Origin of the sequence: Govania unica, assembly GCF_027920805.1 — a bacterium.
In the GTDB taxonomy this organism is placed as follows: Bacteria; Pseudomonadota; Alphaproteobacteria; order Sphingomonadales; family Govanellaceae; genus Govanella; species Govanella unica.
This window is the reverse complement of sequence record NZ_JANWOI010000001.1, coordinates 633,391-650,081: the sequence shown is the minus strand read 5'-3', so window position 1 is coordinate 650,081 and position 16,691 is coordinate 633,391. Positions and strand designations below refer to the sequence as shown.

At 57.6% G+C, this 16,691-nt stretch carries 13 protein-coding genes; 5 read left to right on the top strand and 8 right to left on the bottom strand.

Translation table 11 applies throughout. From position 1 onward, the window contains the following. Window position 1: 1 nt before the first annotated feature. A complete protein-coding gene (locus tag NYP16_RS02890) occupies window positions 2-2,188 on the bottom strand; it encodes a xanthine dehydrogenase family protein molybdopterin-binding subunit (protein ID WP_274942609.1) in 2,187 nt (728 codons plus the stop codon). On the opposite strand from NYP16_RS02890, the gene NYP16_RS02885 reads away from it, so the two are divergent. The 5 genes from NYP16_RS02885 to NYP16_RS02865 are packed head-to-tail and all read left to right on the top strand — an operon-like array spanning window position 2,109 to window position 7,421. Continuing rightward, entirely contained in the window at window positions 2,109-3,590 is a 1,482-nt protein-coding gene (locus tag NYP16_RS02885) for an MFS transporter (RefSeq protein WP_346742434.1), read from the top strand. The genes NYP16_RS02890 and NYP16_RS02885 overlap by 80 nt on opposite strands. 4 nt (window positions 3,591-3,594) lie before the next feature. Continuing rightward, window positions 3,595-4,527: an oligopeptide ABC transporter permease OppB gene (gene oppB, locus NYP16_RS02880; protein ID WP_274942607.1), complete on the top strand. Its 933-nt coding sequence runs from the start codon at window positions 3,595-3,597 to the stop codon at window positions 4,525-4,527. Further along, the gene (locus tag NYP16_RS02875) at window positions 4,524-5,432 is read left to right on the top strand and encodes an ABC transporter permease (protein WP_274942606.1); all 909 of its coding nucleotides are present in this window, start codon (window positions 4,524-4,526) and stop codon (window positions 5,430-5,432) included. Before oppB ends, NYP16_RS02875 begins: the two co-directional genes overlap by 4 nt. Before the next feature lie 13 nt (window positions 5,433-5,445). Next, window positions 5,446-6,423 (top strand): ABC transporter ATP-binding protein, encoded by a 978-nt coding sequence (locus tag NYP16_RS02870; protein WP_274942605.1) that lies wholly within the window; start codon window positions 5,446-5,448, stop codon window positions 6,421-6,423. After that, the gene (locus NYP16_RS02865) at window positions 6,420-7,421 is read left to right on the top strand and encodes an ABC transporter ATP-binding protein (protein WP_274942604.1); all 1,002 of its coding nucleotides are present in this window, start codon (window positions 6,420-6,422) and stop codon (window positions 7,419-7,421) included. Before NYP16_RS02870 ends, NYP16_RS02865 begins: the two co-directional genes overlap by 4 nt. Before the next feature lie 3 nt (window positions 7,422-7,424). Here the strand turns inward: NYP16_RS02865 and NYP16_RS02860 are convergent, their stop codons facing one another. From NYP16_RS02860 to NYP16_RS02830, 7 genes are all read right to left on the bottom strand, one after another. After that, entirely contained in the window at window positions 7,425-8,174 is a 750-nt protein-coding gene (locus NYP16_RS02860) for an SDR family NAD(P)-dependent oxidoreductase (protein ID WP_274942603.1), read from the bottom strand. Next, window positions 8,161-8,877, bottom strand: coding sequence for a TenA family transcriptional regulator (locus NYP16_RS02855; RefSeq protein ID WP_274942602.1), 717 nt, complete (start codon window positions 8,875-8,877; stop codon window positions 8,161-8,163). Before NYP16_RS02855 ends, NYP16_RS02860 begins: the two co-directional genes overlap by 14 nt. Before the next feature lie 28 nt (window positions 8,878-8,905). Continuing rightward, entirely contained in the window at window positions 8,906-10,324 is a 1,419-nt protein-coding gene (locus NYP16_RS02850) for an aldehyde dehydrogenase family protein (protein WP_274942601.1), read from the bottom strand. A gap of 69 nt (window positions 10,325-10,393) precedes the next feature. Further along, a complete protein-coding gene (locus NYP16_RS02845) occupies window positions 10,394-11,887 on the bottom strand; it encodes an ABC transporter permease subunit (RefSeq protein ID WP_274942600.1) in 1,494 nt (497 codons plus the stop codon). 15 nt (window positions 11,888-11,902) lie between these two features. Beyond that, the gene (locus NYP16_RS02840; protein WP_274942599.1) at window positions 11,903-13,333 is read right to left on the bottom strand and encodes an ABC transporter permease subunit; all 1,431 of its coding nucleotides are present in this window, start codon (window positions 13,331-13,333) and stop codon (window positions 11,903-11,905) included. A 10-nt stretch (window positions 13,334-13,343) separates the two neighbouring features. Next, window positions 13,344-14,045, bottom strand: a complete 702-nt coding sequence (locus NYP16_RS02835) for an ABC transporter ATP-binding protein (RefSeq protein WP_274942598.1) — start codon at window positions 14,043-14,045, stop codon at window positions 13,344-13,346. A 203-nt stretch (window positions 14,046-14,248) separates the two neighbouring features. Further along, entirely contained in the window at window positions 14,249-16,654 is a 2,406-nt protein-coding gene (locus tag NYP16_RS02830) for a TonB-dependent receptor (protein ID WP_274942597.1), read from the bottom strand. Window positions 16,655-16,691 lie beyond the last annotated feature (37 nt).

Genomic DNA, 16,691 nt, shown 5'->3' with positions numbered 1-16,691 from the left:
CTCAGACCAGTTCGTAACCGTGATCGGCAAGCGGCAGATCGCGAATGCGCTCGCCGGTTGCCGCGAAAATAGCATTCACCAGCGCGGGCGCAATAGGCGGCAGACCGGGTTCGCCCGCGCCACCGATTTCTTTCGCGTTCAGTTCCTTGGCGTTGGCGAGAACCTTGACCGTAATCGGTGGGACCTCGGCCATGGCGAGGGCTGGATAATCATGGAAATTCGATTGCTCCACCGCGCCGTTCGCAATGGTGATCTTGCCGGTCATGGCCGCGCTCAGGCCATAGATGATGCCGCTTTCCATCTGCCGCGCCACATGGGCGGGATTGACTGCGAAGCCGCAATCGATGACGCAATTGATATTGTGGATCTTGATCTTTTTGTCTTTCGACACGCTGATTTCTATCACTTCGGCCACATAAGATCCGTAGGATTCCGTCACTGCAATACCACGCACACGGCCTTTGGCCGGGGACTTTTTCCAATTGCTCATGCGGGTGATTTCTTCGAACAGCGGCGTAAAACGCGGATGATCGCCGATCAGCTCGCGGCGGAAGGCAAGCGGATCGGCCTTTGCCGCATGGGCCAATTCATCGATCATGCCTTCAAAGAAAAAACCGTTCTGTGAATGACCGACCGAGCGCCAGGTGCCGATCGGCACAAAGCCGCGCCGGGTCACGCATTCAACCTGAAAATTCGGAATGCGGTAGTGACTGTCGGAAAGCCCCGAGGTTGCCTGACGATCGAGCACACCGGGACGCGGCGGCTTGCCCCATTCGCCGATGGATGCGCCGCTCACACGGATATGCAGCGATTCGAGTTTACCCTTGGCCGTCAGTCCCGCATCAAAGCGCATGGCGAAGGCCGGGCGGTAATAATCATGCTGGACGTCTTCTTCGCGGCTCCAGATCAGCTTGACCGGCTTTTTGACGGCGCGCGAGATTTCAACGGCCTGAGTGGCAAAATCGGTTTGCCAGCGACGGCCGAAACCGCCGCCGAGAAACGTGCGGTTGACCTTGACCTTGGACGGATCGATGCCGAGCAGCTTTGCCACATCGTCGCGCGCTCGCACTGGACCTTGCGATGGTGTCCAGAGTTCGCAGCCATCTGCGCGCACATGGGCTGTGCAGCTCATGGGTTCCATGGTGGTGTGGGCAAGATAGGGCACGGTGTAATCGCCACCAAGGCGCGTGGCCGCTGTGGCGAGCGCGTCGAGTGAGCCGTCTTTCCGCGCCTCGATCCCGGGTTCGGAAAGCCCGGCCTTGAGGTCGGCGAGCACGTCGTCGCTGGATTTTTCGCCGTTCGGACCGGCGTCGAATTGCGGTTGCGCCGCCTCGATCCCCTGACGGGCCTGCCAGTAGCTTTGCGCCGCGACGGCGAGGCCCGTTGAAATACGCACAGCCGCAACGACGCCGGGCACGGCGAGCGCCGCCGCCTCATCGAAGGAGACAAGCGTGCCGCCGAACGCAGGCGGCATGGCGACAGACGCCACCAACATGTCGGGCAGCATCACATCGACCCCGAAGGTGGCACGGCCGGTGACCTTGTCTGGGATATCCTTGCGCGCGATATCATGGCCGATGATTTTGAAATCGCGCGGCGATTTGAGCGTGACTTTGGCGGGCAGCGGAAGCTTCGCCGCCGCCTCCACAAGGTCAGCATAGCGCAGACGGGCGCCGGTCTTGCGGTGAATGACATGGCTTTGTTCGGCGTAACAGTCGGCAAGATCGGCCTGCCAGGATGCCGCTGCCGCCTGACAAAGCATCATGCGCGCCGTGGCCCCGACCTCGCGCAGCAGTTCAAAATAACCGCGCACGGCAAGGCTGCGGCCGGTGGCCTGCATTTTCTTTTCGGGATTGTTGTAGATTTCACCGGCACCCGACAAACGCACCACAACCCGCGCCCAATCGGCCTCAAGCTCCTCAGCCAGAATCGCCGGAAGCGAGGTCTGCACGCCCTGCCCCATTTCGGCCTCGGGGGTGACGAGATGCACGATATTGTCCGGGGTGATTTCAATATAGGCCGCCATCAGGGCCGAAAAATCACGTCCGCCGTCAGTCGCCGCAAGCGCCTGCCCGACCCGGCCGGGCGTGATCCAGAACCCAAGCAACATGGCCCCAAGACCCACGCCACCCAGTTTCGAAAAGTCGCGCCGGGTGAACATCAGCTTGTCATTCGCAGTTTGTTTCATGGCGCGTCCTGGATCGTCGTGCAATTTGTCCACATATCTACTTGTCCTAATGTTATTATATATGTACCTATTTGCGCAAGCTCATTGGTGCCAGATTGAGTCTCCCAAAGCTCCGGACAATAGCCGTTCTTGCCCCGTTATGCATGTGAATCAGATGGATACTATGTCGACGCCTTCCTACAAGTATGCACATGCGATCCTGCTGCTGGTCGTTTTCGTCGACTTGCTGGGCTTTGGCATTCTCGGGCCGCTCATTCCGTTTTATGTGGAACGTCTGGGCGCCACCACAGAAACCATCACGGTCATTATCGCACTCTATTCATTGACGCAATTCATTGCCATGCCGGTCTGGGGCTATCTCAGCGACCGCATCGGACGCCGTCCTGTGCTGGCCATCAGCATGGCCGGGCACGCCCTGAGCTATGTCATCATGGCCTATGCAGATTCGCTGTGGATGATGGCTTTTGCGCGCATTGTCGGCGGCGTCACCTCGGCCAATCTTGCCACCGCTTATGCTTATATGGCGGACACCACCGACAATAAGAATCGCGCCAAAGGGCTTGGCCGTATTTCGGCGGCGTTCGGGCTTGGGTTTGTGCTCGGTCCGGTGATCGGTGGATTTCTTGCGGGCGGCGACAGCGTGGAGAGCGCCAATTTCATGTTGCCCGCCTTTGTTGCCGCCGGGCTTTCGGTGCTGTCCTTTGCCGGTATCCTGCTGTTCCTGCCGGAAAGCCGTCCCGCTGCCAAAAAGGGCGACGGCGCGCAAAAGCGGCCCGGCTTCCTGACCATGCTGAAATTGGCGCTTGGGCGGCCGCTGATTGCCATGATCACCGGGTTGTGTTTTCTTGTGATCACCTTTGTTGCCATGCGCGAATCCATTCTGCCGCTTTGGGGGCATTATCTGCATGGCCTGAGCCCGGTCGATATCGGCATTCTTCTGAGCGTCAGTGGCGGGACGGTCACACTGTTCCAGCTCATCGCCATCGGTCCGTTGACCGCACGTTTTGGCGAAGTCATACTCGTCAAAACGGCCATATTCTTTTATGCGATTGGTTGGACGGGATTGGTTTTATCCGACACTCTGATTCAGATGTCTTCTGCGCTGTGCTTTACCGCCGTCGCGACAGCCATGTTCCAGACCTGCCTCCAGAGCCTGCTGTCGCAACAGGCCGCCGCCCATGAACGGGGCACCATCATGGCGGTCTATCAATCAAGTAGCAGTCTTGCCCGTTTCAGTGGTCAGGCCATGGCCGGGACCGCCTATGGCCAGATCGGGCCGAACGCGCCGTTTACTCTGGGCGTGGTCGCCATGTTCCCGGCCATGGTCCTGATTTATTTCATCGGCAACCGCATCCGCGGCCTGCTACGGACGGACACCTCCGAGGTACGACCGCAAGAGTGAACGCATGGTAAAGTATATTATCGATCGCCTGATGGGCGCCGTTCCGACCTTTCTTGTGATCATCACCGGAGCGTTCTTTCTCATGCGGCTCGCCCCCGGTGGACCGTTTGATGATCTCGCCGATCTGCCGCCTGAAGTGCTGGCCAATATTCATGACGCCTATAATCTGAATGAGCCGCTGCTCTCGCAATATCTGCATTTCATCAAGAATGCGGTCACCGGCAATCTCGGCCCGTCTTTTTCCTATCCAGATTACAATGTTTCGGAACTGCTGGCGATCGGTCTGCCGGTCAGCATCCGGCTTGGCCTCACCGCCATCACCATCGCCGTCATCATCGGCAGCCTGATCGGCATCTGGGCCGCACTGCGCCAGAACACCAAGATCGATTACACCGTCATGGCCGTCGCCATGACCGGCGTCGCTGTGCCGAATTTTGTCATCGCTCCTTTGATGATGCTGCTGTTCGGGGTCTATCTGAAACTGCTGCCGATTTCGGGCTGGAACAATGGCGCGCTTGCTTACATGGTGCTGCCGGTGACGGCTTTGGCCATTCCAAAGATCGCCATCATTGCCCGCCTGATGCGCGGCAGCATGCTGGAGATCTTGCGCTCGGATTATATCCGCACGGCGCGGGCGAAGGGCATGCCGGAACGGGTGGTCATCACCCGCCATGCCTTGAAGGCCGCGGCGCTGCCGCTTGTGAGTTATCTTGGGCCGTCGATCGCCGCCGTCATGACCGGATCAGTCGTGGTCGAAGTGATTTTCGGACTGCCGGGCGTTGGCCGCTATTTCGTCTATGGCGCCATCAACCGTGATTATCCCCTGGTGATGGGCATCGTGGTGTTTTATGCGACGGCCATCATTCTTCTCAATCTTCTGGTCGATATCCTTTACGGCTTTCTCGATCCGCGCGTCAGGCAGGATAAGAAATCATGATCTGGACCAAGCGCCAACGCGCCGATACGGAACAGTTGTTGCAAAAAAGCGGGGACGCCGGACGGTCTTTGTTCAGTGATGCCATGGACCGGTTCCGTCGCAACCGCGCCGCCATGATCAGCGTTTATCTGTTGTCCATCATCACGCTGCTTGCGGTTTTCGTGCCGATCTTCTGGCCCTATCAGATCGAAGACATGGCCTGGGATTATATCTCGACGGCGCCGTCTCTTGAGACCTTCCATCTGTTCGGAACCGACGGCAACGGCCGCGATCTGTTCGTGCGTGTCATGTATGGCGGCCGCATTTCGCTGACCATCGGCGTGTTGACCACGGTTGTGGCGCTGATCATCGGGGTCACTTACGGCACGTTTGCGGGATACACCGGCGGGCGCGTTGACAATTTCATGATGCGCTTTGTTGATATTCTTTATGCCATGCCGCTGTTATTCCTGATCATTCTGCTGGTCACCGTGGCTGGGCCGAATATCTATCTGGTGTTCCTGGGCATTGGTGCGGTCGAATGGCTGACTATGGCGCGCATCGTGCGCGGCCAGACGCTGTCGATCAAACGCAAGGAATATGTGGAATCGGCGCTGGCCATCGGCCTTAGCGGGCCGCGCATCATTCGCCGTTATATCGTGCCCAATATCATTGGCCCGGTGATCGTGTTCGTGACCTTGCTGATCCCGACCAATATCGTTGTGGAAAGCTATCTGAGCTTTCTTGGGCTTGGGGTGCAGGAGCCGTTGACGAGCTGGGGGCTTCTGATCTCCCAGGGCGCAACACAGTTGAACACCGCGCCCTGGCTTTTGATTTTCCCGGCCACCCTGCTGTCCATCACCATGTTCTGTTTCAATTTCATCGGTGACGGCTTGCGGGATGCCCTCGATCCCCGAGACCGCTAGCGGAGACGGAACCATGACCGCTTTACTTGACGTCAAAGATCTGACGGTCCGCTTCGAGGGCAGGCACTGCAATGTCACGGCCATCGACAAGCTGAGCTTTGCCATCAACCCCGGAGAATGCGTCGGCATCGTCGGCGAAAGTGGATCGGGCAAAAGCCAGACCTTTCTCAATCTCCTCGGGCTGAAGGCCGCCAATGCGCAGGTCAGCGGCTCGGCCCTGTTCAATGGTCAGGAAATCATCAACGCGCCTGCAAAAGTCATGCGGACCCTGCGCGGCAATCAGATTTCCATGATCTTCCAGGATTCGATCACCGGGCTTACGCCGCATCTCAAAATCGGCGCGCAGCTTGAAGAAGTGCTGATGGAGCATCAGAACCTCTCACGCGCGAAAGCCCGGACCGAGGTGCTTGAGATGCTGGAAGTCGTGCAGATTCCTGAGGCCACACGACGCCTGCAGATGTACCCCCATGAACTGTCGGGCGGCATGCGTCAGCGGGTGATGATCGCTATGGCGCTGCTGTGTAAACCCAAGGTCTTGATCGCCGACGAGCCGACCACCGCTCTTGATGTGACGGTGCAAGCGCGCATTCTGCATATTCTGCGCAAGCTCAAAATGCATACGGATATGGCCATTTTCATGATCACCCATGACCTTGGCGTGATCGCCGGGCTCTGTGATCGGGTCATTGTCATGTATGCCGGACGTGCGGTGGAGATGGGCACCGTGGATGATATTTTCTATCGCCCGCAGCATCCCTATACCCGGGCGCTGCTGCAATCCATTCCGCGCCTTGATGCCGATCCGGATTTGCGCTTGCTGACCATTCCCGGCACGCCGCCGAGCCTTGCGAAGATGCCTGCGGGCTGCGCCTTCGCCCCGCGCTGCAGCGAGAAAATCGGCCGTTGCGAGACGGATCGTCCGGATCTCACGCCGCGCGACGGTCGACCGGATCACCGCGCCGCCTGTTATCTTGGAGAGCATGCAGCATGAATGCCCCGATTCTGAAGGTTGAAAATCTGCAGGTTCATTTTCCGGTCGCGGTCGGCGGAATTTTCATTCCGACCTACAAACCCTTACGGGCGGTGGATGGGATTTCATTCGAGCTTGCCGCCGGTGAGACGCTTGGTATCGTCGGGGAATCGGGTTGTGGAAAATCGACACTCGGGCGCGCGATCATTCGGCTGATCGAACCCACCGGCGGGCGCGTTGTCTGGTTCGGCGAAGATCTCGCGGCTCTTGATGAAAAGGCACTGCGCGCCAAGCGCCAGGATCTGCAAATCATTTTCCAGAGCCCGCTTGCGAGCCTCAATCCGCGCATGACGGTGGGCCGCATCATTGGCGAGCCGCTGGAAATCTTTCACCCCGAGATGACCGCCGACATGCGCCGGGCGGAAGTCGCGAACGCCATGGCCGTAGTTGGGCTGGATATCCAATCCGCCGATCGTTATCCGCATGAATTTTCGGGTGGTCAGTGCCAGCGCATCAGCATTGCCCGGGCCATGATTCTGAAACCGAAACTGTTGGTCTGCGACGAGGCGGTGAGCGCGCTTGATGTGTCGGTCAAGGCGCAGATCATCAATCTGCTGAAGGATATTCAGAAGGAAACCGGCGTTGCGCTGTTGTTCATCAGCCATGATCTGGCCGTGGTGCGCAATATCTGCAAACGCGTCATGGTCATGTTTCTTGGCAAGGTCATGGAAATCGGTGACACGCGCCAGATTTTCGATGCGCCGCAGCATCCCTATACGCGCGCGCTGTTGAACGCCATTCCGCTGCCTGATCCACGGGCCGAACGGGAACGTCCAGCGGTTCTGTTGAATGACGAACTGCCGTCGCCGCTCAATCCGCCGTCCGGATGCGTGTTCCGTACCCGCTGTCCGCTGGCGACGCCGCATTGCATTCACGAGGCGCCGGAACTGGTCGCCAAAACCAGCGACCATCGGACGGCCTGCCACTATGCAGGGCATGACCTTCCGACAGCACGCTAGATATCAATCGAGAAAAAGACCGGCGCTGATATTGTTCACAGTGCCGGTTGTCTGACCTGCGTGATCGGAACAGAGAAACGCAATGAGAGCCGCCACCTGATCGGCTGTGGCGAAGCTTCCGTTCAGTGACATATCTTGCAGAGAGACAATCGTATTGTCGCTCAGACGGTCGAGCATGGGCGTGGCCACAGGGCCCGGCGCCACGCAATTGACGCGAATGCCATCCGCCATCCATTCCTTGGCGAGATAACGCGTGAGATTGATCAAGCCCGCTTTCGCCACCGCATAAGCCGGGCCGGACAGGGCGGAGCCGCCGTTCAATCCATTGGTCGATGACAGCAGGATCAAGCTGCCCTTGCTCGCTTTCAAAGCCCCGTGGGTTTCACGTGCGAGCAGGAATGCCGAGGTCAGATTGACCGCGAGCAGATTGTTCCATTGTTCGAGGCTGACCTCGGTCAAAGGACCATGGCCGACGATGCCGCCGAGATGCAGAACACCGTCCAGACGGCCGTAATGATCAAGCACCGACTGCACGGTGGCTTTGACGTCAGCTTCGTCCCGCGCATCCATGCGGAACCAGCGGATATCCGCGTCTGTTTCTTTTGTCTCCCGAGGGCCGACGTGACAGGCGGCGATTTTGGCGCCGCCTGCACGAAGAACGGGAAGAAGCGCCCGGCCGAGGCCACCGGCAGCGCCGGTGACCAGATAAACGCGGCCGGTGGCCTCAAGCAGCGGGATATTACGCCGCGACATTTTCAACGACGCTTGAGAAAATGCCCGAAAGCATGTTGTAGCGCAGCGAAGCCGAAGACGAGACAGCCGCGATTGCCATCTTCTGCTGATGCTCGGTGAGCGAATATTCGTAAGCCAGACGCAGACCGACTTCGGCATGGCCTTCGTCGCCTTCGATATGGACGTGGAAGAATTCCAGATCGTCTTCCGTGAAGCCCATTTCGCGCATGGCCTTCACATAGTCCGGATAAAGCGTCGGCAGCTGACCTTCGAGCGCAACCATGATGCCGCTTGACGCTTCGGCGAGCGGACGAATGGTCGAAAGTTCCCAGATCCAGGACCGCATGGCCAGCGTGCCCGGCAGGATGAGGCCGTTTGCTTCAGCGTTCAGGCAGGTTTCACGGCTGACGCCACAGGCTGCGGCAAACTTCAGCAGCAATTCCGGATGACGCTTTTCCGGAGCATGCGGCATTTCTTCGCCGAGCAGGTTTTCAAGCAGATGCTGGCGTGCTTCAAGGTCGGGCAAGCGCGCGAACAGGGCAGCGAACTGCTGCGGAATCGGGTCGATGTAATAATAATGCTGGATCGCCCATTTGCCGAGCTGTTCACGGCTGAGCTTGCCTGCGGCCCAGGCGGCGCTGAACGGATGACGGCCGCCATGGCGGGCGCTGCGGGCGGCTTCGAGAGCTTTGTAGAATTCTTCGCGCGGAAGCTTATTGGTCATTTGATGTCTCCTTGACGGGATAATGGGCTTATTTGCCCGCGTGTTCTTCACTGAAATCAAAAATGCTCTGCGGCGTGCCGTTTTGCATGATGAAGGCTTTCTTGCGGAAAAAGCGCGAGAGGCCGGCGAGGCCCATGCGCGATCCGCCCATGCCCGAAAATTTGAACGAGTTCTTTTCGGGTTCGAAGGTCATATAAGTCATGCCGCAATCATTGAGGCTGATGCCGCCGGCGTCAATATGCGCGCCGACCGCCCGGGCTTCGTCGATGGTTCCGGCGATGACCGAGGCCGACAGACCGAATTCGGTGTCGTTCGCAAGCGCGATGGCTTCCTCGATGCTGTCGAATTTCATCACCGGCATGATCGGGCCGAAGGTTTCATCACGCATGATTGCCATGTCATGGGTCACGTCGACGATAACCGTCGCGTTGCACCATTTGCCGCCATGATCCTCGATCACGCCGCCGGTGAGAACGCGGGCGCCTTTCTGCACGGCGTCCTTGATCTGGGCGTCGACGAGATCGGCTTGCGGCCCATGGATGAACGGACCGATTTCGCCTTCATGGATATTGGCGGCATTGGTGCGGACGCGCGCGGCTTTCTCGGTCAATAACGCCACGAAGGCATCATAGATCGGTGCCTGCACATAGACGCGTTCGATCGACAGGCAGGCGTGACCGTTGTTGAGAAGGGAGCCCTTGAGCACCGCATCGGTGGCTTTGTCGATGTCGGCAGTATCAAGCACGATCACCGGATCCTTGCCGCCGAGTTCGAGGAAGGCCGGAATGAAGCGCCGGGCTGCGGCCTCGCCGACTTTGCGGCCGGTTGGGACGCTGCCGGTGAAGCAAACGGCATCCACATGATTGACAAGTTCAGCCCCGATCGCGCCGTCACCCATGATGATCGCAAACACATCGGCGAGTTCCGGCACCGCGGCCAAACTCCGCTGGATCGGTTCGACAAAACGCGGGGTGATTTCGCTTGGCTTCAGGATCACGGCGGAGCCAGCCACAAGGGCCGGGATCGCATCGATGAATGACAGCGTAACCGGGAAATTCCACGGGCTGATGGCACCCACCAGCGCATAGGGCACGAGCTGATTCTGATAGGTCACGGTCGGCAGAATGCGCGATTGATGCAGTTCGGTTTTCATCAGATCCGCGGCACTGCCTAGCCAGCGCCGGATATTGCGCGGCAGACCTTCAGCCTCGCGGCCGGAGATGAGCGCGCGACCGGTGTCGATGGTGAGCGCGTCGGCTATGGCGTCGCGTTCGGCGGTGACTGCCACGGCCCAGCGTTCGAGCACTTCGATCCGATACTCAAGCCCGCGCGCGACCCAGGCTTTCTGATTGGCGCGCAGCCGTTTGGCTGTGGCGGCCACATCGCCAAGGGGCGTCGGCGTGAATTCGTAATCATAGCTACCGGTGCGAGGATTTCTGACGCGCATGGGAAATCAAATCCATTTCAAGAGAGACAGCGGGAGCGGGCGCGTAAGCCCGCCCCGCCGATTGCTAGGTTACGGATTTTCCCGCACGCCGAAACGGCGCAGTCGGGAAAAGGCGTAGAAGGTCACCGCCATCACGATCAGCAACAGACCGGCGAAAGATGCCGCCGTGCGCTGCCAGACGAGAGCGGTGTTTTCATGAGGAAAGCTGAACTTCGGAAAGCTGTCATATTCGGACGAGGACAGAACTTCCTGACGAAGATAGCGCGGCGTGAAATATTTGCGCCATGTGGCATGGAAGGCATAAACCTTGTCCATATAGGCATTGTAACGATCGGTGCTGGCTCCGGAAATTTCATTGAGAGTCAGCTGCGTCACGATGGCCGGTGAAAAATACTGGAACCAGCTAACGAGACCTTCCTGACGTTCCTGCTGCTTACGGAAATTGTCGAATACTGGCTCGACGGCTTTTTCAAGCGCTTCCTGACGGGCGAGGAACACCGTGAGATAGGTTTCCGCTTCTTGGTTCGAGACCATTTCCACGTGATCGGTGTAATAGGCTTTTGTGGTGCTCGATTCCGATTTTTCGGCGTCGCTTGAGGCTTCGCGCTGGGCGACTTTCAGATCCATGCGCGAGGGTGCGGGATAAATCGTCGTCGCCGCCAGATTGACCAGGGCCGGAACCACCACCACCAGAATAAGCCAGCTTGCGGCCAGAATGGTGGCATTGGTTTCCGAGTTCTTGTTGAACGCGCTTACAAGCACGCCAAGGCTGAACCAGAACAGACTGTAAAGACTGACAACCCCAAGCCAGAGGCCGAACCGCAACCAGGTGTCGCCCAAGGACAGCATGCCGAGTTCGCCTGCGGTCAGCCACACTGCCCCAAGGCCCATGATGACGATGACCAGCATCAGGATCATGGCGCGGGAAATCAGTTTGGCGGCCATGAAGGTGCGGAGCGAAATCGGCTGCGTCATGGCGAGCGCAAGCGTGCCTGACTCTTTTTCCCCCGACAGCATGTCATAGGTGAGCGCGATGATGAACACCGGCAGGATGAACAGGATCACGAAGGCAATATCGAACGTGCCGACCATGAGATTGAACGGATTCTCAATCTCGAAATTGTCGGACATGTTGAATTTGTTTTTCATGTCCACCAGCGTGTAATTGCGCTGGAGATCCATCTGACCAGTGGCGAAGGCGGACAATCCGGTCGGTGGCAACACTGCCACCTCGCGGATCAATTCACCGCCGACGGCCCCGGCATTCGTGCCTTGTGGCGCTTCACCGGGACGCGGTTTCGCATGATTGACCGGTGCAAACAAACGCGGCAGACCACGTTCCGCCGTGAAGGTTTCATACGCAATCAGTTCATTGCGCACCTTGTCCTTGGTCGTGAGTTCTTCGGCAATGGCGGTGGTGGCGCTTACGCTTTGGCGTTCCACCGCGCGATAGCCGTTCCAAGCCCCGAAGATCATGGCGGCAATAAGCAGACCGAGCATGAAGATGGTCGCCGGCGACTTCATCAGAAGCCGGATTTCATGAGTGATGATTGTTTTCAACATGACGTGATCCCTCCCTTATGAACGCAGCCGACGAACCGCAAAAACCGCGAAGATTGCCGTCAACGCGCCCCAGAGGACGAGAAGGACAAGACTTTGCGTTTGCGTCGCGAGCGACTGGCCAAGTGTCGGTTCCGCATAAGTATAGGGCGGAACCTTGGAGAAGGTTTCACGACCCGCCACATAGAGCGGATCTTTCATGGTGGTGTTGTTGATCAGCTCGTTGTTCATATCGCGGATCATATTGATGCGATAATCCTGGGCCGACTGATTGAACTGCTCCTGATCCACAAGCCCGGTGCCGCTCAGCGACATGGACAGCGACCGGAGCGGAATGAGCGGCGACAACACGCCCATATAGTCCTGAAGTTTTTGCTGGGCGTAGAAAATGTCGCGGAGATCGCCCTGGAATTTCTGATAGATCAGATAGTCGCGTTCTTCGAGCACCTGCATCGAAATGCCAACCCAGTAGACCGGCAGATCGCGCACGCTTTTCACGTTGTATTGCGCGAGTAATTCCTTGCGCACCATATTGATATGGACGTCCTGCGGCAGGGCCAGACGGCCTTCGGCACCTTCGAGACCCTCGGCGCTGCTCGCTTTGGCGGCTTTGTAGAATTCCGAAAAGGTCGGGCTCGGGACGGCGATTTTCGAGATGTCGCTTGCGGCCTTGGGCAGAATGAACGTGGCAAAGGCCCAGAAACCCACGAGGATAACCAGAGCGGTTTTGCCCGTCCGCGCAAGGGCCGAAACCCCGAGCGTCAGGAACATGAAGGACAGGGTATAGGCGAGATAAGTCCCAAGCAGCAGAAGACCGCGCGCGCCAAGTGCACTGCTGTCGCTGTCTAGCACGAAGGCCATAATGCCGCCGCCGATCAGCACCGCAGGCACGATCACAAGACTGATCGCGGCGCTGATGCCGATGAATTTGCCCCACAACAGATCGCTGTTTTTCACACCGATGCTGAGCAGCTGACGGAGGGTGCCGCTGTCGCGTTCTCCGGCGAAGGCCGAGAACCCCATCAGAATGATGATGAGCGGCAGCAACACCTGCAGAGTCATGGCCGGTGTGAGATCGCCAAAGCGCGACACCGCGCCATTGTCCTGGGCCGGGCGATTCTGCGCGAAATTGGTTTTATGCGCTTCGAGCCAGATGGTGTTGCCGGCATAATTATCGATGCCGCTGTCGAAAAACGCCAACACACCCTGCGGCTTATAGGCATAATTGCCAAAATGCGCGGCGGTATGCGGGTTCTTTTTATCCTGATCGAGCCATTGTTCGGTGTTCTTGGCCTGTGCGGCCTCCCGAATGGAATGGAGTGATTGATAGCGCTGAAAGCCGGTCAGAAATGACGCGAGCAACAGCAAAACCATGATTGCGATCGACCATTTGAAGCGGCCGTCACGAATCAAACAGAGAAATTCCTTTCTCGCGATGACGCCAATCATGATCCGCTCCTCAATATTTCATTTCTTCGAGGTAGATCTGTTCGACTTCGGTATGCGTCACCTGATCCGCATTCATCTCGCGCACAAGTTCACCTTGCCGCATGATGCCGAGACGAGTACCGGTTTCCTTGGCCCGAAAAAGGTCATGCGTCACCATGAGAATGGCCACGTCGGACGCTTTGAGTTCGAGCAGAAGTTCGGAAAATTCATTGCTGCTTTTCGGGTCGAGACCGGAGGTCGGCTCGTCCAGCAGAATAGCCTTCGCCTGTTTCGCAAGCGCGATGGCAATGCCGACTTTCTGACGCATGCCCTTCGAATAACCGCCAATGTTGCGACCGGCGGCAACGTCTTCGAGACCGCAGCGCGCGAGAAGCCCGCGATATTCCTGTTCGGAATAATCATGCCCGCCGAGTTTCGAGAAATAGCGCAGATTTTCAAGGCCCGTCATATTCCGATAGAGCATGACGTTTTCGGGAATGTAGGCGATGTATTTTTTGGTTTCGAGCGGGTTTTCTTGTACATCGATGCCATTGATGCGCGCCTGGCCGCTGGTCGGTTTGATGAAGTTGAGGAAGCAACTGACCGTCGTCGTTTTCCCCGCACCGTTCGCACCCAGCATGCAATAGATTTCCCCGGCCTTCACGGTCAGGTCCAACCCCTTGAGTGCGACATTCGCCCCATATTCCTTACGTAACTTGATCGCCTGTAACATTCCCTGCTGCCTCCTTTTTCCGACTCAATACAATCATCGGCTTAATGTCTTTATGTTATAATAATATGATGTGTCGATGCAAGATCATATAGACCTTGCCCCACGCCCTCTGCCCGTCGCAGGCGAAAAAAAACGGGCCCCGAAGGGCCCGCGCAGAGTGGATCAGAACCTCTTTTAACAGTCACGCAATAGAGAGAGCCCGATCAATTGAATTTGTAGCTGACACGCAGGCCACAACGACGACCTTCACGCGGCTGGATCTGATAGACCACTTCACCGTTGATGTTACGGCTGTTGTAACCAACGCTCGGATCACGATCATTCAGAATGTTGGAGCAGAACGCGCCAACGCGGGTGGTGTCATTTTCAACCGTCAGGTTGAGGTTGACCGCGTTGTAATTCGGGGTCCAGGCCAGATTGACCGGGGTATCGAACTGCTTGCTGCGGAAGATGTAATCAGCACGGCCGATCAAGTTGTAACCGTCAGCCACCGGCATCGAATATTCGAGACCGAAGTTTACGCTGTGCTTCGATGTGTTCTGAATGCGATTGCCGCTGACGTCGCCACCCGGGAAGCCATAGAGAGCCGCATTTTCCACAGCATAAGCCGCGAAAATGGCGTCCTTATATTTGGCATCGTTATAGGCATAAGCGAAGTTCGCAACCAGGCCGTCGGTGAGGAGTGCCGCACCTTCGAATTCCACACCCTTGACTGTCGAATGCGCGGCGTTCGCGATCGCAGTCATGGTGCGGTTGACCGTCGTTACGAAGACAGTGTTCGAAACCTGCTGATTTTTCCAATCAACATAATAAGCCGCCAATGCGCCGCGAACACGCTTGTCAAACGCGGTGAACTTGGTGCCGATTTCATAGTTCCAGGCGGTTTCCGGCTGATAGGTTGCCCACTGCGGCAGAACCGACGGGTTGGCCGGGCTGATCACCGCGCTGATGCCAGCGTTGATGCCGCCTGATTTGGCGCCCTTGGCGACCGAAGCATAAACCTTGACGTCGTTGGTCACGCTGTAGTTCAGAATGACGCGCGGCGTGAAGTATTTGAAGCTTGCAGCTTCAAGCCCCGACCCACGGCTCAGCGGATTTGTTGTCGCATTGAAGGCCGCGCTCAGGAACGAGTTATCGACGCCCTTGTCTTCCCAAGTGTAGCGGGCTTCACCCGACAGCACCAGTTCAGGCGTGATGTTCACGTCGAGCGACCCGAAAGCCGAAGCCATGGTCGTATCGTTGCCGGTGATTTCAGCAACCGGGATAACACCATCCTTGATGACTGCAATGGTGTTGGCCGCTGCGGTCGCAAGAGCCGGATTTTCCTTGACGGAAGAGATGATCTCGCCGCCCTGACGACGGGTCGAATGACCGATCAGCTTGCTGTAATAACCGCCAACAGCCCAGTTGATGAAGCTGTTGTTCTTGGAGGCAAGACGCAGTTCCTCGCTGAAGGATTCACGCTTTTCTTCCGTGCCCGACAGCGTCTTCATGGTGACAAGCAGGGCCGACTGGGTTGCAGGCGTACGCGAGGCAATACGGAACAGGGTTCCGTTCGGCGTGCGATCCTGGTCAGCGAGCGTGTCGAACGTGCGCTTGTCGTAACCGGTGATCGAAGTCAGGGTCACATTGTCCCAATCCGAGGTCACGGTCAGGTTGGTGTGAAACACTTCATCGTCACCTGCGAAGGCGCGCGGATTATAGGCGAAATTCGCATGGGGATTGCTGTTCATTTCGCCGCGGTACAGCGTGCCAAAACCAGCCGGCGCACCGCCCGAGATCGAACGGCAGCAGAGGTTCGGGTCATTGGTCGCAACGACGTTACGAGCAAAGGTGTTGGCATGGCTCTGCGAATAATCAACGCGCAGGATCGCCGTGGTCACGTCGGAAACATTGGCAAGAATACCGCCGCGCACCGCATAGGTTTCGCGCGCACCGAGATGTTCGCCGCTGACGGAATCGCGATAATAGCCGCCGGTGTCATCATAAGAGGCGTCGAGACGCACAGCCAGTTTGTCCGCGATCACCGGGCTGTTGAGATAGGCGCTTGCACCATAGCGGCTGTCTTCACCGATGATGCCGGTGCCGCCAGCTTCAAATTTCATGGTCGGCTTTTTGGTGATGTAGTTGATGGCGCCAGCGAAGCTGTTGCGGCCATACTGGGCGCTTTGCGCACCACGAACGACTTCGACCCGCTCAAGCGCATCCATATTGACGTTGGAGCTGCTGAACCCGTCAATATACACACCGTCGATGAAGGTGGCGACGTTGGTTTCGTCACCGGCGCGGCTCGATTGCGACATGCCGCGAATGACCGGACGGGCAGTGCTCAAGCCGCCAGGTGCCGTGAAGTCAAGACCCGGCGTCTGGTTGGCCAGCGTCGTTTGGTCGATGATATTCCGTTCAACCATGGCTTCGCTGGTGAAGGCAGTCACGGACAGTGGCGCGGAAAGAATATTTTCTTCTTTCTTGCGGGCCGTCACAAAGATTTCTTCAAGTGCAGAACCCGACACGCCTGCTTCTTGAGCGAAGGACGGAGCCGATATTGCAAACATGGAAATGACGGATGTCGCAACGCCTGAAAGCAGGGCTGCCTTGAGCTTGAGCATGGAATTCTCCCCGGAGAACAATATTTTTTAATTTGAT

Coding starts and splice junctions, on each gene's coding strand:
- NYP16_RS02885 (WP_346742434.1), top strand. CDS start 2,109: ATGGCCCCAAGACCCACGCCACCCAGTTTCGAAAAGTCGCGCCGGGTG.
- NYP16_RS02830 (WP_274942597.1), bottom strand. CDS start 16,654: ATGCTCAAGCTCAAGGCAGCCCTGCTTTCAGGCGTTGCGACATCCGTC.
- NYP16_RS02840 (WP_274942599.1), bottom strand. CDS start 13,333: ATGATTGGCGTCATCGCGAGAAAGGAATTTCTCTGTTTGATTCGTGAC.
- NYP16_RS02890 (WP_274942609.1), bottom strand. CDS start 2,188: ATGAAACAAACTGCGAATGACAAGCTGATGTTCACCCGGCGCGACTTT.
- NYP16_RS02875 (WP_274942606.1), top strand. CDS start 4,524: ATGATCTGGACCAAGCGCCAACGCGCCGATACGGAACAGTTGTTGCAA.
- oppB (WP_274942607.1), top strand. CDS start 3,595: ATGGTAAAGTATATTATCGATCGCCTGATGGGCGCCGTTCCGACCTTT.
- NYP16_RS02835 (WP_274942598.1), bottom strand. CDS start 14,045: ATGTTACAGGCGATCAAGTTACGTAAGGAATATGGGGCGAATGTCGCA.
- NYP16_RS02850 (WP_274942601.1), bottom strand. CDS start 10,324: ATGCGCGTCAGAAATCCTCGCACCGGTAGCTATGATTACGAATTCACG.
- NYP16_RS02845 (WP_274942600.1), bottom strand. CDS start 11,887: ATGTTGAAAACAATCATCACTCATGAAATCCGGCTTCTGATGAAGTCG.
- NYP16_RS02870 (WP_274942605.1), top strand. CDS start 5,446: ATGACCGCTTTACTTGACGTCAAAGATCTGACGGTCCGCTTCGAGGGC.
- NYP16_RS02860 (WP_274942603.1), bottom strand. CDS start 8,174: ATGTCGCGGCGTAATATCCCGCTGCTTGAGGCCACCGGCCGCGTTTAT.
- NYP16_RS02855 (WP_274942602.1), bottom strand. CDS start 8,877: ATGACCAATAAGCTTCCGCGCGAAGAATTCTACAAAGCTCTCGAAGCC.
- NYP16_RS02865 (WP_274942604.1), top strand. CDS start 6,420: ATGAATGCCCCGATTCTGAAGGTTGAAAATCTGCAGGTTCATTTTCCG.